This is a genomic window from Streptacidiphilus jeojiensis (genome assembly GCF_042510965.1).
GTDB lineage: Bacteria > Actinomycetota > Actinomycetes > Streptomycetales > Streptomycetaceae > Streptacidiphilus > Streptacidiphilus jeojiensis.
Genome location: NZ_JBEUKS010000013.1, coordinates 84,632 through 103,400 on the forward strand (window position 1 = coordinate 84,632; position 18,769 = coordinate 103,400).

The 18,769-nt window shown below is 72.6% G+C and carries 15 protein-coding genes and 1 tRNA gene; 5 read left to right on the forward strand and 11 right to left on the reverse strand.

Features of this window, described 5'->3' with window-relative positions:
- Positions 1 to 4 precede the first annotated feature (4 nt).
- Positions 5 to 1,066, reverse strand: a complete 1,062-nt coding sequence (locus tag ABUW04_RS30650) for an LLM class F420-dependent oxidoreductase (protein WP_380567893.1) — start codon at positions 1,064 to 1,066, stop codon at positions 5 to 7.
- A gap of 146 nt (positions 1,067 to 1,212) precedes the next feature.
- Between ABUW04_RS30650 and ABUW04_RS30655 the strand changes: the two genes are divergently transcribed.
- Together ABUW04_RS30655 and ABUW04_RS30660 are read left to right on the forward strand one after the other, a co-directional pair.
- On the forward strand, positions 1,213 to 2,193 hold the full coding sequence (locus tag ABUW04_RS30655) for an aldo/keto reductase (protein ID WP_380567730.1): 981 nt from the start codon (positions 1,213 to 1,215) through the stop codon (positions 2,191 to 2,193).
- On the forward strand, positions 2,190 to 4,181 hold the full coding sequence (locus ABUW04_RS30660) for an ATP-binding domain-containing protein (protein WP_380567732.1): 1,992 nt from the start codon (positions 2,190 to 2,192) through the stop codon (positions 4,179 to 4,181). The genes ABUW04_RS30655 and ABUW04_RS30660 overlap by 4 nt, the downstream gene beginning before the upstream one ends.
- Positions 4,182 to 4,330: 149 nt before the next feature.
- Here ABUW04_RS30660 and ABUW04_RS30665 read toward each other — a convergent pair whose 3' ends face one another.
- On the reverse strand, positions 4,331 to 4,951 hold the full coding sequence (locus tag ABUW04_RS30665) for a hypothetical protein (protein ID WP_030256126.1): 621 nt from the start codon (positions 4,949 to 4,951) through the stop codon (positions 4,331 to 4,333).
- A gap of 293 nt (positions 4,952 to 5,244) precedes the next feature.
- Here ABUW04_RS30665 and ABUW04_RS30670 point away from each other — a divergent pair, with 293 nt between their 5' ends.
- Positions 5,245 to 5,454 carry a DUF5703 family protein gene (locus ABUW04_RS30670; RefSeq protein WP_269084274.1) on the forward strand — a complete coding sequence of 70 codons (210 nt, stop codon included), beginning with the start codon at positions 5,245 to 5,247 and terminating at the stop codon, positions 5,452 to 5,454.
- 94 nt (positions 5,455 to 5,548) lie between these two features.
- Here ABUW04_RS30670 and ABUW04_RS30675 read toward each other — a convergent pair whose 3' ends face one another.
- From ABUW04_RS30675 to ABUW04_RS30685, 3 genes are all read right to left on the reverse strand, one after another.
- A complete protein-coding gene (locus tag ABUW04_RS30675; RefSeq protein WP_449341760.1) occupies positions 5,549 to 6,352 on the reverse strand; it encodes a chaplin in 804 nt (267 codons plus the stop codon).
- A gap of 235 nt (positions 6,353 to 6,587) precedes the next feature.
- Positions 6,588 to 6,830, reverse strand: coding sequence for a chaplin (locus ABUW04_RS30680; RefSeq protein WP_030256119.1), 243 nt, complete (start codon positions 6,828 to 6,830; stop codon positions 6,588 to 6,590).
- 216 nt (positions 6,831 to 7,046) lie between these two features.
- Entirely contained in the window at positions 7,047 to 8,369 is a 1,323-nt protein-coding gene (locus ABUW04_RS30685; RefSeq protein ID WP_030256117.1) for a M20/M25/M40 family metallo-hydrolase, read from the reverse strand.
- Between the two features lie 228 nt (positions 8,370 to 8,597).
- Between ABUW04_RS30685 and ABUW04_RS30690 the strand changes: the two genes are divergently transcribed.
- A tRNA-Leu gene (locus ABUW04_RS30690) sits at positions 8,598 to 8,680 on the forward strand.
- Positions 8,681 to 8,757: 77 nt separating this feature from the next.
- Here the strand turns inward: ABUW04_RS30690 and ABUW04_RS30695 are convergent.
- From ABUW04_RS30695 to ABUW04_RS30705, 3 genes are all read right to left on the reverse strand, one after another.
- Positions 8,758 to 9,144 (reverse strand): hypothetical protein, encoded by a 387-nt coding sequence (locus ABUW04_RS30695; RefSeq protein WP_380567734.1) that lies wholly within the window; start codon positions 9,142 to 9,144, stop codon positions 8,758 to 8,760.
- Positions 9,145 to 9,302: 158 nt separating this feature from the next.
- On the reverse strand, positions 9,303 to 11,591 hold the full coding sequence (locus ABUW04_RS30700) for a glycoside hydrolase family 3 C-terminal domain-containing protein (RefSeq protein WP_380567735.1): 2,289 nt from the start codon (positions 11,589 to 11,591) through the stop codon (positions 9,303 to 9,305).
- Positions 11,592 to 11,673: 82 nt separating this feature from the next.
- Positions 11,674 to 13,044, reverse strand: a complete 1,371-nt coding sequence (locus ABUW04_RS30705; protein ID WP_380567737.1) for an MFS transporter — start codon at positions 13,042 to 13,044, stop codon at positions 11,674 to 11,676.
- A 115-nt stretch (positions 13,045 to 13,159) separates the two neighbouring features.
- On the opposite strand from ABUW04_RS30705, the gene ABUW04_RS30710 reads away from it, so the two are divergent.
- The gene (locus tag ABUW04_RS30710) at positions 13,160 to 13,837 is read left to right on the forward strand and encodes a TetR/AcrR family transcriptional regulator C-terminal domain-containing protein (RefSeq protein ID WP_380567740.1); all 678 of its coding nucleotides are present in this window, start codon (positions 13,160 to 13,162) and stop codon (positions 13,835 to 13,837) included.
- A 31-nt stretch (positions 13,838 to 13,868) separates the two neighbouring features.
- Here the strand turns inward: ABUW04_RS30710 and ABUW04_RS30715 are convergent, their stop codons facing one another.
- From ABUW04_RS30715 to ABUW04_RS30725, 3 genes are all read right to left on the reverse strand, one after another.
- The gene (locus tag ABUW04_RS30715; protein WP_380567742.1) at positions 13,869 to 15,458 is read right to left on the reverse strand and encodes a GMC family oxidoreductase; all 1,590 of its coding nucleotides are present in this window, start codon (positions 15,456 to 15,458) and stop codon (positions 13,869 to 13,871) included.
- A 64-nt stretch (positions 15,459 to 15,522) separates the two neighbouring features.
- The gene (locus tag ABUW04_RS30720; RefSeq protein WP_380567744.1) at positions 15,523 to 17,106 is read right to left on the reverse strand and encodes an APC family permease; all 1,584 of its coding nucleotides are present in this window, start codon (positions 17,104 to 17,106) and stop codon (positions 15,523 to 15,525) included.
- Positions 17,107 to 17,227: 121 nt separating this feature from the next.
- On the reverse strand, positions 17,228 to 18,697 hold the full coding sequence (locus ABUW04_RS30725; protein ID WP_380567746.1) for an aldehyde dehydrogenase family protein: 1,470 nt from the start codon (positions 18,695 to 18,697) through the stop codon (positions 17,228 to 17,230).
- Positions 18,698 to 18,769 lie beyond the last annotated feature (72 nt).

Below are 18,769 nucleotides of genomic sequence, written 5' to 3' on the forward strand. Positions count from 1 at the left end.
CGATTCAGGCCAGTCCGGCCTGCTCCACGGCCTCGGCGGCGGTGCGCAGCGCCTCGACCCGCTCGCCCAGGGTGTAGCCGCCCGGGGAGAGGTTGAGGGTGGTGACCCCGGCGGCGGCGTAGGCCTGCAGCCGGTCGGCCAGCCGGTCCCGGGTGCCGATCAGGGTGGTGGAGTCGATCAGTTGCTGCGGCACCGCGGCGGCCGCGCCAGCGTAGTCCTTGACCAGGTACTTCTCCTGGATCTCGTCGGCGGCCTGCTCGTAGCCCATCCGTCGGGTGATCCGGTTGTAGAAGTTCTGCTCCTTGCTGCCCATGCCGCCCACGTAGAGCGCGGTGTACTGGCGGAACAGGTTGGCCGCCAGGACCAGGTCCTCGGGCTTGTCGCTGGCGCTGACCGCGATCGGGACGTTGGGGGCCACGTCGAAGCCGTCCAGGGTCTTGCCGACCTTGGCACGCCCGGCGGTCAGGTGCTCCAGCGACAGCCCGGCCTGCTCCGGGGCGAAGAAGATGCCCAGCCAGCCGTCCGCGATCTCACCGGTCAGCTCCAGGTTCTTGGGGCCGATGGCGGCGATGTAGAGCGGGATGTGCTCGCGCACCGGGTGCACGGTGAGCTTCAGCGCCTTGCCGGGGCCGCCGGGCAGCGGCAGGGTCCAGTTGGCGCCGTCGTGGACCACCCGCTCGCGGGCCATCGCCTTGCGGATGATCTCGACGTACTCGCGGGTGCGGGCCAGCGGCTTGTCGAACTTGACGCCGTACCAGCCCTCGGAGACCTGCGGCCCGGAGACGCCCAGGCCGAGCCGGAACCGGCCGCCGGAGAGGGTGTCCAGGGTGGCGGCGGTCATCGCGGTCATGGTGGGGGTGCGGGCCGGGATCTGGAAGATCGCCGAGCCGACGTCGATGCGCTCGGTCTTGGCGGCGACGTAGGCCAGGACGGTCGCGGCGTCGGAGCCGTAGGCCTCGGCGGCCCAGCAGACCGCGAAGCCGAGCCGGTCCGCCTCCTGGGCGACGGCGATGTTGTCGGCGTCGTTGCCGAGGCCCCAGTAGCCGAGATTGATGCCGAGTCGCACGGTGCTGCCTCCGAAGGGTGTGGGCGTCACCGTGACTGTATCCGGGGCGGCGGCCGGAAGCTACTGGCCAGTACGGCCAACTGCTCACCCTCCCTTGCTGTGGGCCTGCACCGCATCGCACGATCGGCCCACTACGCTCACCCCACATGGAACTGCGACATCTGGGCCGGACCGGGCTCCGCGTCTCCCGGCTCGGCCTCGGCACCATGACCTGGGGCGAGGACATGGACGAGATCGACGCCGCGGAGCAGCTGAAGGCCTTCGTCGAGGCCGGCGGCAACCTCGTCGACACCGCCGACGTCTACGCCGACGGCGGCTCGGAGTACCTGCTGTCGCGGCTGATCGAGCAGTTCGTCCCGCGCTCGGACCTGGTGCTGGCGACCAAGGCGGGCAGCGTCCCGGACCAGGACCGGCGCTTCGACGGCTCGCGTGGCCATCTGCTGGCCGCCCTGGACGCCTCGCTGGCCCGGCTCGGCACCGACTACGTGGACCTGTGGCAGGTGCACGCGTTCGACCCGGACACGCCCACCGACGAGACCCTGCACGCCCTCGACCTGGCGGTCTCCTCGGGGCGGGCGCGCTACGTGGGGGTGTCCAACTTCTGCGGCTGGCAGCTGGCCAAGGCCGCGACCTGGCAGCGCGCGGTGCCTGGCCGCACGCCCCTGGCCGGTACCCAGATGGAGTACTCGCTGCTGCAGCGCGGAATAGAGCGCGAGGTGCTGCCCGCGGCCCTGGACAGCGGAATGGGCCTGCTGGCCGCCTCCCCGCTCGGCCGCGGCGTGCTCACCGGCAAGTACCGGCACGGGACGCCGGCCGACTCCCGCGGGGCCTCGCCGTACTACTCGGCCTTCGTCCAGCCCTACCTGGACGAGCGCGGGCGGCGGATCGTGGACGCGGTCGCCACCGCGGCCGACGGGCTGGCGGCGACCCCGCTGCAGGTCGCGCTGGCCTGGGTGCGGGACCGCCCCGGCGTGGTCGCCCCGATCGTGGGCGCACGGACCGCGTCGCAGCTCAACGCGGCGTTGTCAGTGGAGTCCCTTACGCTCCCGGAGGAGATCTGCCGAGCCCTGGACGACATCTCGGCGCCGATCCACTTCTACCCCGACCACGACTGGAGCGCGCTGTGACCGACGAGCCGAACCGGACGCTGACGGAGGACGGCCCCGCGACGCCTCCGGCCGCGCTGCCCTCGACGGAGCAGCTCGCCGAGGCGATCCGGGCCATGGGCGGCTCGGGCGCGGCCGAGGCGTCCGGCTCCGCCGCCCCGGCGTCCGCGGCGGGAGCGGCGGGCACCGCCTCGCCCGACGCCGCCCGGGCCGAGGCGCTGAAGGCCACCGCCGAGGTGCTGGCCGCCGGCGGCGCGCCCGCCGAGCTGGTCACCGCGGTGGTCGCCACCCTGGGCGAGGGCGCCCCGGCCGCGCTGCGCGAGGACCCCTGGTCGCTGCTGGCGGTCCCCGGCGTCCGCCCCGAGCACGCCGACGGCTTCGCCCGCGGGCTGCTCGGCGACGCCTGCGGCCCGGACGACCCGCGTCGCGCCGAGGCGCTGGCGGTCTGGCTGCTGGAGCGGGCCGCGCTGCGCGGCCACACCGCGGTCGAGCTGTCCGCCGTCGGCGACGGGCTGCGCAAGCAGGGCGTCCCCGACCCGGAGGGATCGCTGGCGGCGATGCTCGGCGAGGGCCGGGTGATGGCCTTCCAGGAGGAGATCCAGCAGCCCGGGGCTGCGCCGCGCGCCGAGGACGACGAGGACGAGCCCCCGGTACGGGTCCTGCTCGCCCTGGACCGGCTGGCCCTGGCCGAGGAGAGCCTGGCCGACGGCCTGGTGCGGCTGGTGTCCACCTTCGAGGGCGACCCGGTCGTCGGGACCGCCCCGGCGGAGGACGCGAGCGAGGGCGGGGGCGACGGTGGCGAGGCCGCCGAGGAGCCGGACGACGGTGCCGACGTCCCCGCGCTGGACTGGTCCGGCGCGGCCGGGGCGGCCCCGTCGGCCTCGGCCGGCGCGCTGATCCGGGCGGTCGCCGAGGCCGGACTGGTGCTGCACACCGGGGGCGAGGCCGCCCGCGCCGAACCGGTCGCCCTGGTGCGCGCGGCCCGCGGCCTGGGGCTGCGGGCCTGGGTCGCCGCCGCGACCGCCGACGGCCAGCGCCGCCTGGACGACGAGGCCGCGGTCACCCTCGCCGGGCTGCTGGCCGGTACCGAGGGCCCGGGCCGCGCCCCGGACGGGACGCTCGCGCTGGACCTGCTGGTCGTCTGCGACGCCCCGGCGCTGGACGTGGAGCTCGCGGCCACCCTGGTCGAGTCGGTCGCCGACGGTGCCCGACTGGTGCTCAGCGGCGACCCGGCGGTGCTGTGGTCCGCGGGCCCGGGACGGGTGTTCGCCGACGTCCTGGCCGCCAAGGCCTGCCCCGCCGTCGCCTCGCGCACTCCCGACTTCGGCCCGATCGGCGAGCTGGCGTCCGGGATCGGCATCGGCGAGCTGCTCCCGGTCGAGGCGCCCGGCAAGGAGGTGGTGATCGTCACGGCCAAGGACGGCGCCGAGGCGGTGCACCGGGCCCTGCAGCTGGTCCACGACTCCATTCCGCGGGCCCTGGGGATCCCGGCCGAGCAGGTCAGGGTGGTGACACCGGGCCACGGCGGCCCGGCCGGCACCCGGGCCCTCAACACGGCGCTGAAGCAGCGGTTCAACCCCGGTCCCGGCACCTTCGGCGGCTTCGACCCCGGCGACGCCGTGGTGCACTCCCCCGCCCCCGGCGTGGCCCGTCCCGGCACGCTGCGGGCCGGCGGGGCCGCCGGGCTGGTGCTGGACTGCGAGGGCGAGGAGGTGCGGGTGCCGCGCGAACAGGTCGCCGGAACCGTCCGCCACGGCTGGGCGCTGACCGCCCATCAGGCCACCGGGCGGCGCTGGCCCGGCGTGGTGGTGCTGCTCGCCCCCGAGGCGGCGCCCGAGCTGACCCGGCAGTGGGTGTACACGGCGTTCAGCCGGGCCGAGCAGCACCTCTCCGTGGTGCACGCGGTCGGCCCGGCCCTGCCCCAGGCCGTCGCCACGGTCCCGGCCCAGCCCCGGACCACCCGCCTCCGGGGGGTCCTCACCGAACAGGTGGCCGGGCTGGCGGAGTGACCTGCGGCGTGTGCCCGGCTGGGCGCGCAGTTCCCCGCGCCCCTGGGTAGGTGCCACTTTCCCGCTGTGGGTCGGTTGCAGCCTCCTGGGGGCGCGGGGAACTGCGCGCCCAGCCACCCACGACCCGCACCCGATAACCCGACCCCTCCCTACCGCTCGGGATCCAACGGCTCCAGTTCGTCGTCGTAGACCTCACTGACATCGAACCGGCAGATCAACAGATCCGGATCGGCGTCGTCGAACGGCTCGGAGAGCCAGTCCCCCGGCTCGGCCGGGTCCGCGGCGGTGACCCACAGCGTGGAGTCCCCCTCCTCCAGACCGAACTCCTCGGCCCGGGAGGCGATCTCGTCCGGCTCGTACTCGCCGAACAGCGCCCCGAGCGCCCCGCTCACACTGGCGGACACCGGCCCCGGGTCCGCGGCCGTGGTGCCGTCGATCCGCAGCGCCGCGGCGCGCAGCCGCAGCGGGTCGGTGATCAGGTAGTCCCTGCGGATCAGCACGCTGATCGCCTCCGGGTCGTCCGGGTCCGCGTACTGCGACAGTTCGCTGTCGTGCGGGACCTCGAACGGGGTGACCTCGTCGTAGGCGTCGTAGAGGACTTCGTCATAGGCGTCCGCGGCCTCCGCGAGGGCCGCGTAGGCGGTGGCGACACCGGGGTCGTTCTCCCCGGTGCGGGCTTCGACGGCGGCCAGATGGCGGTCGATGGCGGCCTTGACCGCCTCGGCGGCGCTTCGTACCTCGGCGATGGTGGGCTGCGCGACATCAGGCATGGTGCTGACGCTATCCGCTGTTGGGCCCGTAGTGCACAGAAGTTATCCGGTCGCGCCCGATTCGGGCACCTGGATTTCCCGGGGAGCGCTCCCCGCACGCCTTCCGGGGCGCTCACCCGTCCGTGCGAAGCCCGGTTCGGGCCCCTGTCCAGGCGGCAGCCTTCGTGGGACCCTGACCGGACCAGGTTCGGCACCGGGCTGAACCCCTGTCAGATCCGATCAGCCGTGTCAGCGGCCCGTCGTAGGCTTGACCCAGAGCGCTCTGCAGGAGGAAAGACTTGGCAGCACCAAAGATCGTCCAACAGCCCGAGTACGAGTTCCGCTCCATGCTCCTGCCCCGCGACGTCTCCCGGAACGAGGCCCGGCGCCTGCTGACGGAGCAGGCGGAGTACGGACACTGGGAGTTGGACCGACTGCGACTCTTCCCGGACGGCCGCCGCAAGGTGGTGCTCCGGCGGAAGATCATCCGTCAGGTCCGCACCTGGTCGTTGCTCTCGGACTGAGGCAATAGCCGACATAACGGACAAGGGGTGGTGGGCCCCCCGCGGGGCCCCACCACCCCTTCCTCACTGCTGGAGCCCCTCGCGCCTGGAGCCGTCAGCGCTGCCCGGCGCGGGAGCGGCGGTAGAGCAGCAGCCCGCCCAGGGCCAGCGCGGCCCCGGTCGGCAGCATCAGCATGGTGTCGCCGGCGCCGGTGGAGGCGAGCACCGCCTGGGTGGGCATGGCGGCGGCCGGGGCGGTCCGGCTGACCTTGGCCACCGTCTGCGGGGGCGGCGGGGAGCCGTGGTGCACGGGCGGGGTGACCGGCGGGGTCGCCGGCGGCGTGACCGGGGGCGGCGGCTGCGGGTGGGTCCGGACCGGCGGCGGGGTGCAGGAGCAGTGCTCCGGCGGAGTCCCCTTGCCGCCGCCGGGGTGCGACCCGGTCGGCGGGGTGGGCGTGTGGACGCCGCTGCCGCCGCCGTGGTTGGCGCAGCTGTTGCCGTGGGCGCTGTTGCCCGCGCCGACCACGTCGACGGAGTCGCCGCAGAGGTTCAGCGGCACCGACACGGGTGCCGCGACGGCGTTGCCCGAGCCGACGCCCGGGGAGTGGTGGGCGCCGCCCTGACTGACGGCCCCGCCGCCGGAGCCCTTCGAGCCGCCCGGGCCCTCGGCGTGCCCGGCGCCGTTGCCGCAGTGGTTGCCCATGGCCGGGTTGAGCAGCCCGACCACGTTGATCGTGTCGCCGCACACGTTCACCGGGACGTCGACGGGCACCTGGACCGCGTTGCCCGATCCGACCCCGGGCGAGTCGGAGGCGGAGCCCGCGGCTCCGGCGTCCGCGTAGGCATAGCCTGCAGTTGATGCGAGGACGCTCCCGGTCGCCATGACCGTGAGAAGTCCGCGTCTGGCAGCTTGTCGCATGAATTGCCCTGCCCTCAGTTTGTCTGTGATTCCGTACGGGACGTTGGCCTGCATTGACGTGATGTTTCACGTAACGAGAGGCCGGGGCCCCGGTTCATGGCGGTTTACGCCTTTCACCAGTCCGGGTGAGACTTCACCACCCGATTGACGCCGTGCCGACGATGCGGCCCCGGGGGGCATGGCGCGCCTCCCGGGACCGCATGTGTGAGAAAAGTCCGGAATCAACCGGTGGATATCAGTTGTTCTCGCAGCTGTTGCCGAAGGCCGGGTTCAGCAGCCCGATGACGCTGATCGTGTTCCCGCAGACGTTCACCGGGATGTGGACCGGAACCTGGATGACGTTGCCGGAGAGAACGCCCGGGGAACCCCAGGCAGCGCCCTCGGCGGAGGCCCCTCCGTGGGCGGACGCGACCCCCGCGCCGGCGAGAACCAGGCCACCCGTGGCAGCAACAACCGCAGCGATCTTCTTGACCTGCATAATGTCCTCCTAGTCGACGTCGCAGCCCGTTCGGCGGGCTGCATATGAGTGAACGAGGCTGCGGCAAACGGGGTACTAGTCGGCTCGGCCATTCACCCGCAACGGTGATCCACTCAAACGCCCGATCGAAATACCGGCAGGCCCGGGTGCGCGCGTACGGAAAAGACGAAGCCCGCCGCACCCGGAATCACCGGATACGGCGGGCTTCGACGGAATTCAGCAGGCGTCGATGAATCGGTCCAGCACCCGGACGCCGAACGTCAGCCCGTCCACCGGCACCCGCTCGTCGACCCCGTGGAACATCCCGGCGAAGTCCAGCTCCGGGGGCAGCCGCAGCGGGGCGAAGCCGAAGCAGCGGATCCCCAGCTCGCTGAAGGACTTGGCGTCCGTGCCGCCGGAGAGGGTGTAGGGGACCGCGCGGGCGATCGGGTCCTCCGCGCTGAGCGCGCGCTGCATCGCCGCCACCAGCGGGCCGTCGAAGTCGGTCTCCACCGCCTTGTCCTCGTGCACCGTCTCGCGGCGGATCCGCGGCCCGAGGACGCGGTCCAGCTCCTCGTGGAACTCGTCCTTGAAGCCGGGCAGGTAGCGGCCGTCGACGTGGGCCGTGGCCTGGCCGGGGATGACGTTCACCTTGTAGCCGGCGCCGAGCATGGTGGGCTGGGCGGTGTTGCGCAGGGTCGCGCCGATCAGCTTGGCGATGCCGCCGAGGCGCTCCAGCGTGGAGTCCATGTCCTCGGGGTCGAGCTCCACCCCGAGCGCGTCGGAGAGCTCGTCCAGGAAGTGCCGCACGCTCTTGGTGACCCGCACCGGGAACTGGTGCCGTCCGAGCCGGGCGACCGCCTCGCACAGCTCGGTGATCGCGTTGTCCTTGTTGGTCATCGAGCCGTGGCCCGCGGTGCCGTCCACGGTCAGGCGCATCCAGTGCATGCCCTTCTCCGCGGTCTCCACCAGGTAGAGGCGGAGGTTCTCGTTCACGGTGAAGGAGAAGCCGCCGACCTCGCCGATCGCCTCGGTGACGCCCTCGAAGAGACCGGGGTGCTTGTCCACCAGGTGGTGTGCGCCGAAGACGCCGCCGGCCTCCTCGTCGGCCAGGAAGGCCAGCACGATGTCGCGCGGGGGCTTGCGTCCGCTGCGGAGCCGGTCGCGGACGACCGCGAGGGTCATCGCGTCCATGTCCTTCATGTCCACCGCGCCGCGGCCCCAGACGCAGCCGTCCGCGATCTCCCCGGCGAAGGGGTGGTGGGTCCAGTCGTCCGCGTTGGCCGGCACCACGTCGGTGTGCCCGTGGATCAGCAGCGCCGGACGTGAGGGGTCCTCGCCCGCGATCCGGGCCACCGTGCTGGCCCGGCCCTTGGCGGACTCGAAGATCTCCGGCTCCAGGCCCACCTCGGCGAGCTTCTCGGCCACGTACTCGGCCGCCGCCCGCTCCCCCGGCCCGGATCCGTCGCCGTAGTTGCTGGTGTCGATCCGGATCAGCTCGCGGCAGAGGTCGGCGACCTCGCTCTCCCCGGTCACCCGCGTCGGATTGGTCTCGCTCACGCTGTCCAGCCTCTCTCCGTACGGCACCGGCGCCCCCTCCGCTCCACCCCGGGGGTCCACCGGCATGATCCCGCCATCCTCTCCCCTCCGCCCCCCGATCCCAACCCCCGCCCGCGTCCCTGCCCGCATCTGCGCAGGTCGAGCGACCGGGAACGCGTTCGGAACCCCGGCTGATCTTTGCTATGGTTATCCACGTCAGCGCGACGGAGACGCCGCGATGAGCACCCGGTCCGGGTGGCGGAATGGCAGACGCGCTAGCTTGAGGTGCTAGTGCCCTTCGGGGCGTGGGGGTTCAAGTCCCCCCTCGGACACAGAAGTGTTTCCCAGCAGTATCCCCAGTGGTGCGGATCGGGCTCAGGCCCGGTCCGCACCACTGTTTTCGCAGCTGTCAGGCGCGAGCGGGCTTGCGGTTGCGGCGGCCGGACAGCAGACCGAAGGCGGCGCCGAGGGCGACCAGGCCCATTCCGCCGGCGGTCATCGCGCCCTGGGTACCCCCGACGCCGACGGCAGCGACCGCGGCCACGGCACCGTTGAAGAGGAACAGGAACCACAGCACCGGCCTGGTCGACAGGAACGCCTTGATCCGCGGCTTCTGCGCCAGCAGGGTGCCCATCAGCAGCGAGAGGGCGATGCCGCCCCAGGTGACCGCGGATTTCTCGGCACCGTCGAAGAACCGACCCGCGGAGACCGTCGCGGCTATGGCGAAGACGAAGACGCCCCACATCAGGACGTCACGGGTCAGGGTCTTCAGACGGGCGGGCAGCGTGGTCGTCATGACGGGGGTCCGTCCTTTCGGAGAGGGGGTCGGTCTCGGAACTCGATGCCTTGGTGCTGGTCACCGACTTGTTCCAGACTCTCCGACCGACCCCCCTCCCGTCGTCGTCCAGGTGCAGGCAGCTCGACTACTGCACCTCCCGTAGCACCCGCCGCCACCTACCGGCCGTTCGGCACCGCGCCGACGGCGGCGTTGGCGCGGTCGAGGATGTCCTGTACCTGGGCGAGGCCCATGCCGCCGCCGAGGGAGGTCAGGAAGCGCTGGACGGGGGTCGAACCGATCATCTTGAGGATGTCCAGGCCCATTCCGGCCGCCTGGGAGTCGCCGAGCCCGCCGAAGGCGGCTCCGAACAGCTCGCCCAGCTCCGCGGCGGCGACCGGGTTGGCGAGGACCTCGGTGATGGAGGAGCCCGGGGTGAGCGGTACCGGGGCGTGGTCCCCGGTGAGGGCGAGCTGCCCGGTCAGCCGGATGTCCCGGCTGGAGGCGCCGACGCCGACGGTGTACTCGCCGCCCTCCACCACCCAGCGGTCCAGCGCGGTGTGCCAGTAGGCCAGGTCCTCGCGGCGCACCTGGACGGTGACCTCGCGTTCCTCGCCCCGCTCCAGCCAGACCGGAGCGAAGCCCTTCAGCTCCTGCTCGGGACGCACCACGGTCGAGCCGGCCACGCCGGTGTACACCTGGACGATCTCCCGCCCGGCGCGGGAACCGGTGTTCGCGACCCGCAGGCGCACCGTGACGCCCTCGGCGCTCCCCTCCAGCACCAGGTCCGAGTAGCGGAAGGTGGTGTAGGAGAGTCCGTGGCCGAAGGGGAAGGTGACCTCCAGCTTCCGTACGTCGTACCAGCGGTAGCCGATGAACAGGCCCTCGCCGTACCGGACGTGGAGGTTCTCGCCGGGGAAGTTCAGGAAGGCCGGGGTGGACTCGATACGCTCCGGCACGGTCTCGGCGAGCCGCCCGGAGGGGTTGACCCGCCCGAAGAGCACGTCCGCGACGGCCCCGCCGGCCGCCTGGCCGGACAGCCCGCAGTCGAGTACCGCCGCCGCGTGGTCGATCAGCGGGGCCAGGCGGAGCACCCCGCCGTGCGCCAGCACCACCACCGTGCGCGGCTGCACCCGGTGCACCGCCCGCAGCAACTCCAGCTGCTCCTGGGGAAGTTCGATGGAGGCGCGGTCAAAGCCCTCTGCCTCCTGCGAGCCGGCCAGCCCGAGGAAGATGACGGCGGTGCGGCTACGGGCGGCCAGCTCCACCGCCTCGCGCAGCAGCGCCGGGTCGTCGGGGGCGGCGTCGGCGGCCGCGTCGGCGGTGAACCCCGGTGCGTACTCCACCAGGGCCTCCCCGGCCAGTGCCCGGATCTCGTCCAGCGGGACGTCGATCCGGGTGGCGGTGACGTAGGAGCTGCCGCCGCCCTGGCAGCGCGGCTTGACCGCGAACTCGCCGATGACGGCGAGCGGGCCCTCGGCGGCGACCAGGGGCAGCACCGCATCGTCGTTCTTCAGCAGCACCAGGCCCTGCGCCGCGGCATCCCGGGCCAACGCGTGGTGCTCGTCCGCGTCCCAGCGGGTGTCGGGACGTGCCGCGGCCTTCGCACGGCGGGCGAGGCGGGCCACCCGTTCGGCGGCCTGCTCGACCTGACGGGCCGACAGGTACCCGGCCAGGACGGCGTGGACCAGTGCGCGGTCGTGCTTGCCGCGGTCGGCCGGCATCTCCAGGTCGAGCCCGGCGCGCACCGAGGCCACCCGGTCGTCCACCGCCCCCCAGTCGCTCAGCACCGCGCCCTCGAAGCCCCACTCGCCGCGCAGCACATCGGTGAGCAGCCAGCGGTCCTCGGCGGCGGGCACGCCGTTGATGCGGTTGTAGGAGCACATCACCGTCCACGGCTGGGCGTCGCGCACCACCCGCTGGAAGGCGCGCAGGTAGATCTCCCGCAGCGGCCTGGCATCCACGTCGGAGCTGCTGCGGAAGCGCTCGTGCTCGGTGTTGTTGGCCGCGAAGTGCTTGAGCGAGGCGCCGACCCCCTGGCTCTGCAGGCCCTGCACATAGGCGCTCGCCAGCACGCCGGTCAGGTACGGGTCCTCGGAGTAGTACTCGAAGTTGCGGCCCGCGCGCGGATCGCGCTTCATGTTGACGCCGGGGCCGAGCAGCACCTGCACGCCGGCTGCCTGCGCCTCGGTGCCCAGGGCCCGGGCCACCCGGTGCACCAGTTCCGGGTTCCAGGTCTGGGCCATGACGGTGGCGCAGGGGAAGGCGGTGGCGGGAAGCGCAGGGCGCAGGCCGAGGTGGTCGGCGCCCTGGCTCATGTCCTGCATGCGCACCCCGGCGGAGCCGTCGACCAGGGTGATGGCCGGGACGTCGCCCACGGCCTTGGTGGAGGTGAAGCCGCCACCGCTGCCGAGCGCGGCCTGCTCCTCGGTGGTCAGCTGCAGGGGTTCGGTGTGCTGGGTCGTCATGCTGTCGCTTTCGCCGGGGAGGTGGGGAGTCAGGGAGCCCAGGGAGCTGGGGAGGCGCCGTGGAGCGGGAGGTGATGTCGGGTCAGCGGACGGAGCGGATGCGGAACACCGCGAACGCGCCGAGCAGCGAGAGCCCGATGCCGACCGGGAAGAGCCCGGCGTAGCCGAACACCGTGACGATCACTCCGCCCACGGTGGGGGCGAGGACCTGCGGCAGGCTGGCGGCGATGTTGACCACGCCCAGGTCCTTGGCGAAGCTCTCCTCGCTGGGCAGCACCTGCGTCATCAGGACCTGGTCCACCGAGCCGAAGGCGCCGAAGCCGAAGCCGACCACGATCGCCATCAGGTACATGGAGGTCAGGCTGGGCACCGCCCAGGGGATCACCAGTCCGGCCGCGACCAGCGCGGAGGAGATGAACACCAGGATCTTGCGCCGCCCGAGCCGGTCGCTGACCACGCCGCCGATGACGATGGCCGGGACGGTGGCCGCCAGCCCGATCAGGCCCAGCGCGGCCACCTGTGCCGTCGCCCCGGAGCCGAGGCCGATGTAGTCCTGCAGCAGGTAGAGGTTGTACCCGGTGACCGCGAAGTAGCCGGTGTAGAGCAGCAGTCGGCCCAGGAAGGCCCAGAAGTAGTCGGGGTGCCGGGTCGGGCTGATCCAGAAGGTGCGCAGGAACGCACGCGGATTGAAGGGTTCGCGCTCCGTGCCGAGGTTGGAGGCGTCCCCGTTGAAGACCGCCAGCAGGGTCAGCATGACGATCGAGAAGCCGGCCAGCGCGCAGTAGCCCGCGCCGATGTGCTGCGCGAAGGAGGCGCCCAGCACCTGGCCGCCGACCGCGCCGATCATCGAGGCCAGCCCGCCGAGGGCGGAGAAGATCCCGCGCGCGCTCACCGGCACCCGGTCCGGCAGGATCGCGCTGAGCGGGGCCTGGACGAAGTTGTACGCGATCTGCACGCAGGTCCAGGCGATCGCCAGCTGCACGATCCCGTTGGCCAGGGCCATCCCGACCAGGCACAGCCCGCCGATCAGCGACCCGGCCACCAGCCACGGCGCGCGCCGCCCGAATCGCGAGCGGGTCCGGTCGCTGACCGCGCCGGCCAACGGCTGGGCCACCATCGCGGCGACCGCGCCGACGGTGGACACCGTCGCCAGCGCACCGACCTTGTCCCCCGGGTCGATGGCGTTCACCTGGAGCGGCAGCAGCACGGTGGGGATCGCGCCCCACAGCACGTACAGGCTGAGGTTGGCGGGGACCAGGCAGAGCAGCAGGCGGAGCAGCGGACCGCGCACCTTCACGCGCTCCGCTTCCCGGGCGGCGGGTGGAGCGGGGGTGAGCTGGGCGGTGGCGGGTGCGGCGGGTGCGGCGGGTGCGGCGGGTGTGGCGGGTGCGGCGGCGAGTTGCGCGGCGTCCTGCACAGGGGGGAGCTGCGCCGGGGCGGCGGAGTCTGGCATGGGTCTTCCCTCGTCGTCGAAGGTCGGCGGAGCAGCGAGTATATTTTTCCTCGGCCGTGGAAAAATAAGTCGGGCAGCTAGGATCGGTCAAGGGTGTGAACGCTGTGGAGGGGATATGGACGACGTGAACAGGGCGGCCGGGGTACGTCGGCCGGGCCGGGGCAGGCCTGCGCGGATCAGCCGCGGGCAGATCGTCGCCGCCGCCCGGGGGCTACCGCCGGAGGGCGTCACCATGCAGGCGGTGGCCACCGCACTGGGCGTGGACCGCTCCACGCTGCACTACCACGTCCCCGACCGGGAGGCGCTGGTCGAGCTGGTCGCCTCGGACATCCTGCAACGCGAGTTCGCCGCCGCCGAACTCCCCGCGGGCGGCGACTGGCGCGAGACGCTACGTGTGTTCGGCCGTCACATCCGCGACGCGATGATCGCCGCCGGAGCCTTCAGCGCCTACTACCGACTCCCGGCCCACGGAGCCCCGGAAGCCCTCCAGCAGACCGAGCAGGCCCTCCGCGAACTGATCGACGCCGGCCTGAGCGAGACCGACGCGGGCCACGCCCTCGTGATGCTCAGTCAACTGGCCGCCGCCGCGGCCCGCGACGTCACCATGGCTGCCCGCAACGGCACCCACCCGCAGATCGCCGAGGTCACCCGGGCCCACGCGGCCGCACCCCCCGGCCAACTGGACGCTGCCCGCCGCTTCTTCGACACCTGGGCACCGGCCTCGGACGAACAGTTCGAGTTCAACCTCGACCTCCTCATCACCGGCGTGGAACAACGGCTCACCCCCGCGTAGGCCCGTTCCGCACCGCGGTTGTCACGGGAGCTCACCGCCCGGCGGCGGCGTCCTCCTTGATCATGTCGGCGCACTTCTCGCCGATCATCATCGTGGTGATGCACGGGTTGACGGTGATCAGGTCCGGCATCGCCGAGCCGTCGGCGACCCGCAGGCCGCGGATGCCCTTGACCCGCAGCCGGGGGTCGAGCGGGGCCGTCGCGTCGTCGTCCGCGCCCATCTTCACCGTCGCCGAGGGGTGGTAGACGGTGTTGTGGGTCTTGGTGATGTAGTCGAGCAGTTCGTCGTCGGTACGGACGTCCGGGCCGGGCGCCAGCTCCGCGCCCGCCCAGCCGGACAGCGCCGCCTGGGCCGCGATCTCCCGGGCGAGCCGCAGGCCGTAGGTCATCACCCGGACGTCGTGCTCATCGGTGAAGTAGCGCGGGTCGACCCTGGGCTTGTCCCGGAAGTCGCGGGTGCGCAGCCGGACCGTGCCGCGGGAGCGGGACCGGGTGACGTTGGGCGTGAGGCAGAAGGCGTTCTCGCTGGTGGGGTAGGACCACCGGTAGGTGTTCATGTCGAAGGGCGTGGAGCCGTAGTGGAACATCAGGTCGGGCCGGTCCAGGCCGGGCTCGGTGGCCGCGAAGATGCCGATCTCCCACCACTGGTTGGAGCGGGTCACCATCGGCTGCAGCGCGTTCCACATGATCACGCCCTCCGGGTGGTCCTGGAGGTTCTCCCCCACCCCGGGCGCGTCCAGGACCACGTCCACGCCGACCTCGCGCAGATGGCCGGCCGGGCCGATGCCGGAGAGCATCAGCAGCTTGGGGGTGTCGATCGACCCGCAGCTGACCACGGTCTCCCGGCGGGCGCGGACGGTGCGGGTGTGCACCAGGTCGGGGTCGAGGTACTCGACGCCGGTGCAGCGCCGGTTCCCGTCGATGACCAGCCGCTTGGCCCGCAGCCCGGTGCGCACCTCCAGGTTCGGCCGCCGGCCCATGATCGGGTGCAGGTAGGCGACCGAGGAGGACTGGCGGATGTTGTCCGGGTCGGAGTTGATCTGGAACCAGCCCGCGCCGCGTACCACGGTCGTGCCGGTGTTGAACGAGACGGTGGGGATGGACGCCTGCGCGCAGGCCTCCAGCAGCGCGCTGCCGCAGGGGTCGTCGGGCCTGATGGTGCGGATCTGCACCGGGCCGCTGCGGCCGTGGTGGTCGCCGGGGGCGTCGTTGGTCTCCAGCCGCCGGTAGAGCGGGAAGACCTCGGCGGCGCTCCAGCCGGTGCAGCCGGCGGCAGCCCAGGCGTCCAGGTCCTCGGCGGGGGCCCAGAAGGCGATGCAGGAGTTGTGCGAGGAGCAGCCGCCGAGGACCCGGGCCCGGGCGTGCCGCATGAAGCTGTTGCCGTGCTCCTGCGGTTCGACCGGGTAGTCCCAGTCGTAGCCGGACTCCAGCAGGCCCATCCAGCGGTCCAGCCGCAGCACGTTGTCGTCGCCGACGTCGGACGGGCCGGCCTCCAGCAGGCACACGGTGACTGACGGGTCCTCACTCAGCCTGGCCGCGACGACGTTTCCGGCGGTGCCGCCGCCGACCACCACGTAGTCGAACTCGTCGAACTCGTCCACCGTCTCCGTGTTGTCCTCCACCACAGCTCCTCCTCCGTCTCGATGTCAGGGTTTCGATGTCAGGGCGCGATGCGGGGTCTCGATGTCAGGGCGCGCCGTGGGCCCCGGGGGGCTCCGGCAGCTCCCCGGCGGCGTGCTCGGCGACCACGCCGGTGTGCTTGCGCTGCACGAACCAGTAGTAGGCGAACCCGCCGACCCCCACGACGCCGACGAACAGCACCCCGCCCCAGCGCAGGTACCAGTGCTGGGGGTCGGTGGCGTTGTAGACCGAGGCCCGCGGCCAGAGCAGGTTGACGGTCATCAGGGCGCCCCAGAGCACCGCCAGGATGTTGATCGGCAGGCCGAAGCGGCCCAGCGAGAAGCGTCCGGGCGCCGGGGTCCACTCGCCGCGCAGCCGCTGCCTCAGCAGCGGCAGGGTGACCAGCAGGTAGGCGATGTAGATCAGGGCGATGGCGATGCTGGTGACCACCGAGAAGATCTGCGGCTGGTTGATGTTGACCACCAGGATGGCGATCGCCACCAGCCCGATCAGGCAGGTGGCCAGCACCGGCGTCTGGAACCGCGGGCTGAGCCGGGCCAGTTTCGAGCCGCCCGGCAGGTTGTTGTCGCGCGCCATCGCGAAGGCCAGCCGCAGCCCGGCGGTCTGCACGGACAGCGCGCACACGGTGATGGCGATGGCGACGCACCACAGCACCGCCTGGCCGGTGGTCTCGCCGAGGGCGGCCTTCACCACGTACTGCAGCCCCTCGGTGGAGAGTTCCTTGGCGTGCAGGTCGGGCGTGGCCAGCAGCGCGAAGAGCAGGATCAGCCCGCCGAGGATGAAGGACGCCACCAGGGCCCGCAGGATGGCGCGCGGCGCGTTGCGGGCCGGGTCGATGGACTCCTCACCGAGCGAGGAGGCGGTGTCGAAGCCGTACATCACGTACGCCGAGGCGAGGGACGCGGTCAGGAAGGCGCCGAAGTAGCCGAGCGTCTGCCCCTGGCCGAAGCCGTTGGTCTGCACGATCACGCCGGGACCGCGGGTGATGTGGGCGGCCAGCAGCACCACCAGCACGACCGCGGCCACCAGCTCGACGGCCACGCCGGCCGAGTTGATGGTGGCCATCAGCTTGACCCCGAAGGCGTTCACCACGGTGGTGAAGACGATCAGGATGGTGCCGAGCAGCACGGCGTTGGCCGCGGCGTCGTACTTGCCGGTGCCGTCGCCGATGACCTGGAACACGCTGGAGATCTGAGGCAGCGTCAACTGGTAGGCGAGGGCCACCGCGGCCAGCGACACCATGGTCGCGACCGTCATCATCCAGCCCGCCAGCCAGCCGACGTGCGGACCGCCGGTCTGCTTGGACCAGTTGTAGACGGACCCGGCCACCGGGAAGCGGGCGGCGAGCTCGCAGAAGCACAGCGCCACCATCAGCTGTCCGACGAAGACCATCGGCCAGGACCACCAGTAGGCGGGGCCACCGAAACTGACGCCGAAGTAGAACAGCTGGAAGGTGCCGGTCAGGATGGAGATGTAGCTGATCCCGGCCGCGAAGGTGTGGAAGTTGCCGAGCGTGCGCTTCAGTCCGGGCTTGTAGCCCAGTGCGGCGAGCGCCTCGTCGTCGGAGTCGCCGCTCGCGGCTGGCCCGCTCGGGGATGGCCCGGGGCGGGCGGGCGGAACGTCCGGCATGGCGCTTCTCCTCGTGGCGTGGCATGGCATGGCGTACGCGGGTCGGGTCGGATCGGGGGTCAGGACGGCTCGCGGGTCGGGGCGGCTCGCGGGTCGGGGGTGGGCGGGGCCTCGGGATCGGTCAGTCGAACCAGCGCTGCGGCTCGGCGGCGGTGTTCCGCCAGACGTGCTTGGCCTCGGTGTACTCGGCGAGGCCCGCCGGGCCCAGCTCGCGGCCGGTGCCGGACTGCTTCATGCCGCCCCACTCGGCCTGCGGCACATAGGGGTGGAAGTCGTTGATCCACACCGTGCCGACCCGCAGTGCGTCGGCGACCCGCCGGGCCCGGGCCTGGTCGCTCGTCCACACCGCGCCGGCCAGGCCGTAGACGGTGTCGTTGGCCAGCGCCAGCGCCTCGGCCTCGTCGCGGAACCGTTCCACCGTCAGCACCGGCCCGAAGGACTCGTCCTGCACCACCGACATGTCCGGGGTGCACTCGTCCAGGATGGTCGGCGGGTAGAAGAAGCCGTCGGCGAGGGCCGGGTCGTCCGGGCGCTCGCCGCCGAGCCGCAGCACCGCCCCCTCGGCGAGGCCGGCGGCGACGTACGCCTCGACCTTCTCCCGGTGCGCGGCCGAGATCAGCGGGCCGGTACGGGCCTCCGGGTCGAACGGCCCGCCCATCCGCACCCGCCGGGCCCGCGCGACCACCTCGTCCACGAAGCGGTCGTGCAGCGAGTCCTCGACCAGCAGCCGGGCCCCGGCCGAGCAGACCTGCCCGGAGTGCAGGAACACCGCCATCAGCGCGTAGTCGACGGCGGTGTCGAAGTCCGCGTCGGCGAAGACGATGTTGGGGTTCTTCCCGCCGAGTTCCAGGGCCACCTTCTTCACCGTGGGCGCGGCCGCCGCCATGATGCGGCGCCCGGTGGCCAGGCCCCCGGTGAAGGACACCAGGTCGACCCGGGGGTCCTCGGTCAGCGGCGCCCCGGCCTCCGCGCCGGTGCCCAGCACCAGGTTGGCCGCGCCGTCCGGCAGCCCGGCCTCCTGGAGCAGCCGCATCAGCATGATCGCGGTGTGCGGCGTCAGCTCGCTGGGCTTGAGGACGAAGGTGTTGCCGGTGCCGAGCGCCGGGGCGACCTTCCAGGCGGTCTGCAGCAGCGGATAGTTCCACGGGGTGATCAGCGCGCAGACGCCGACCGGCTCATGGACGATCCGGCTGTCCACGGACGGGATTCCGGTGTCGACCACCCGGTCCTGGCCGCCGGCGCCGACCAGGTTGCCGAAGTAGCGGAAGCAGTTGGCGATGTCGTCCATGTCGTACTCGGACTCCACCAGGCGCTTCCCGGTGTCGAGCGACTCCGCGCGGGCGAACGCGTCCTTGTCCCGCACCAGCAGCTCGGCGACCCGCAGCAGCAGCGCGCTGCGCTCCGCGGCGGAGGTGCGCGGCCACGGCCCCCGGTCGAACGCCTCCCGCGCGGCGGCCACAGCGGCGGCCGCGTCCTCCGGCCCGCATTCGTCCACCCGGGCGACCAGACTGCCGTCCGCCGGGCACCGGATCTCCCGGCCGCGCCCCTGGACGGCCGACGTCCAGCGTCCTCCGATGAACACCTCGGGCATGTCGTTCCTCCAGGTCAGGCCGGACGGGACGGATCGCCCCCGACCCGACGGCACAGGCTCCGCAGGCCACCG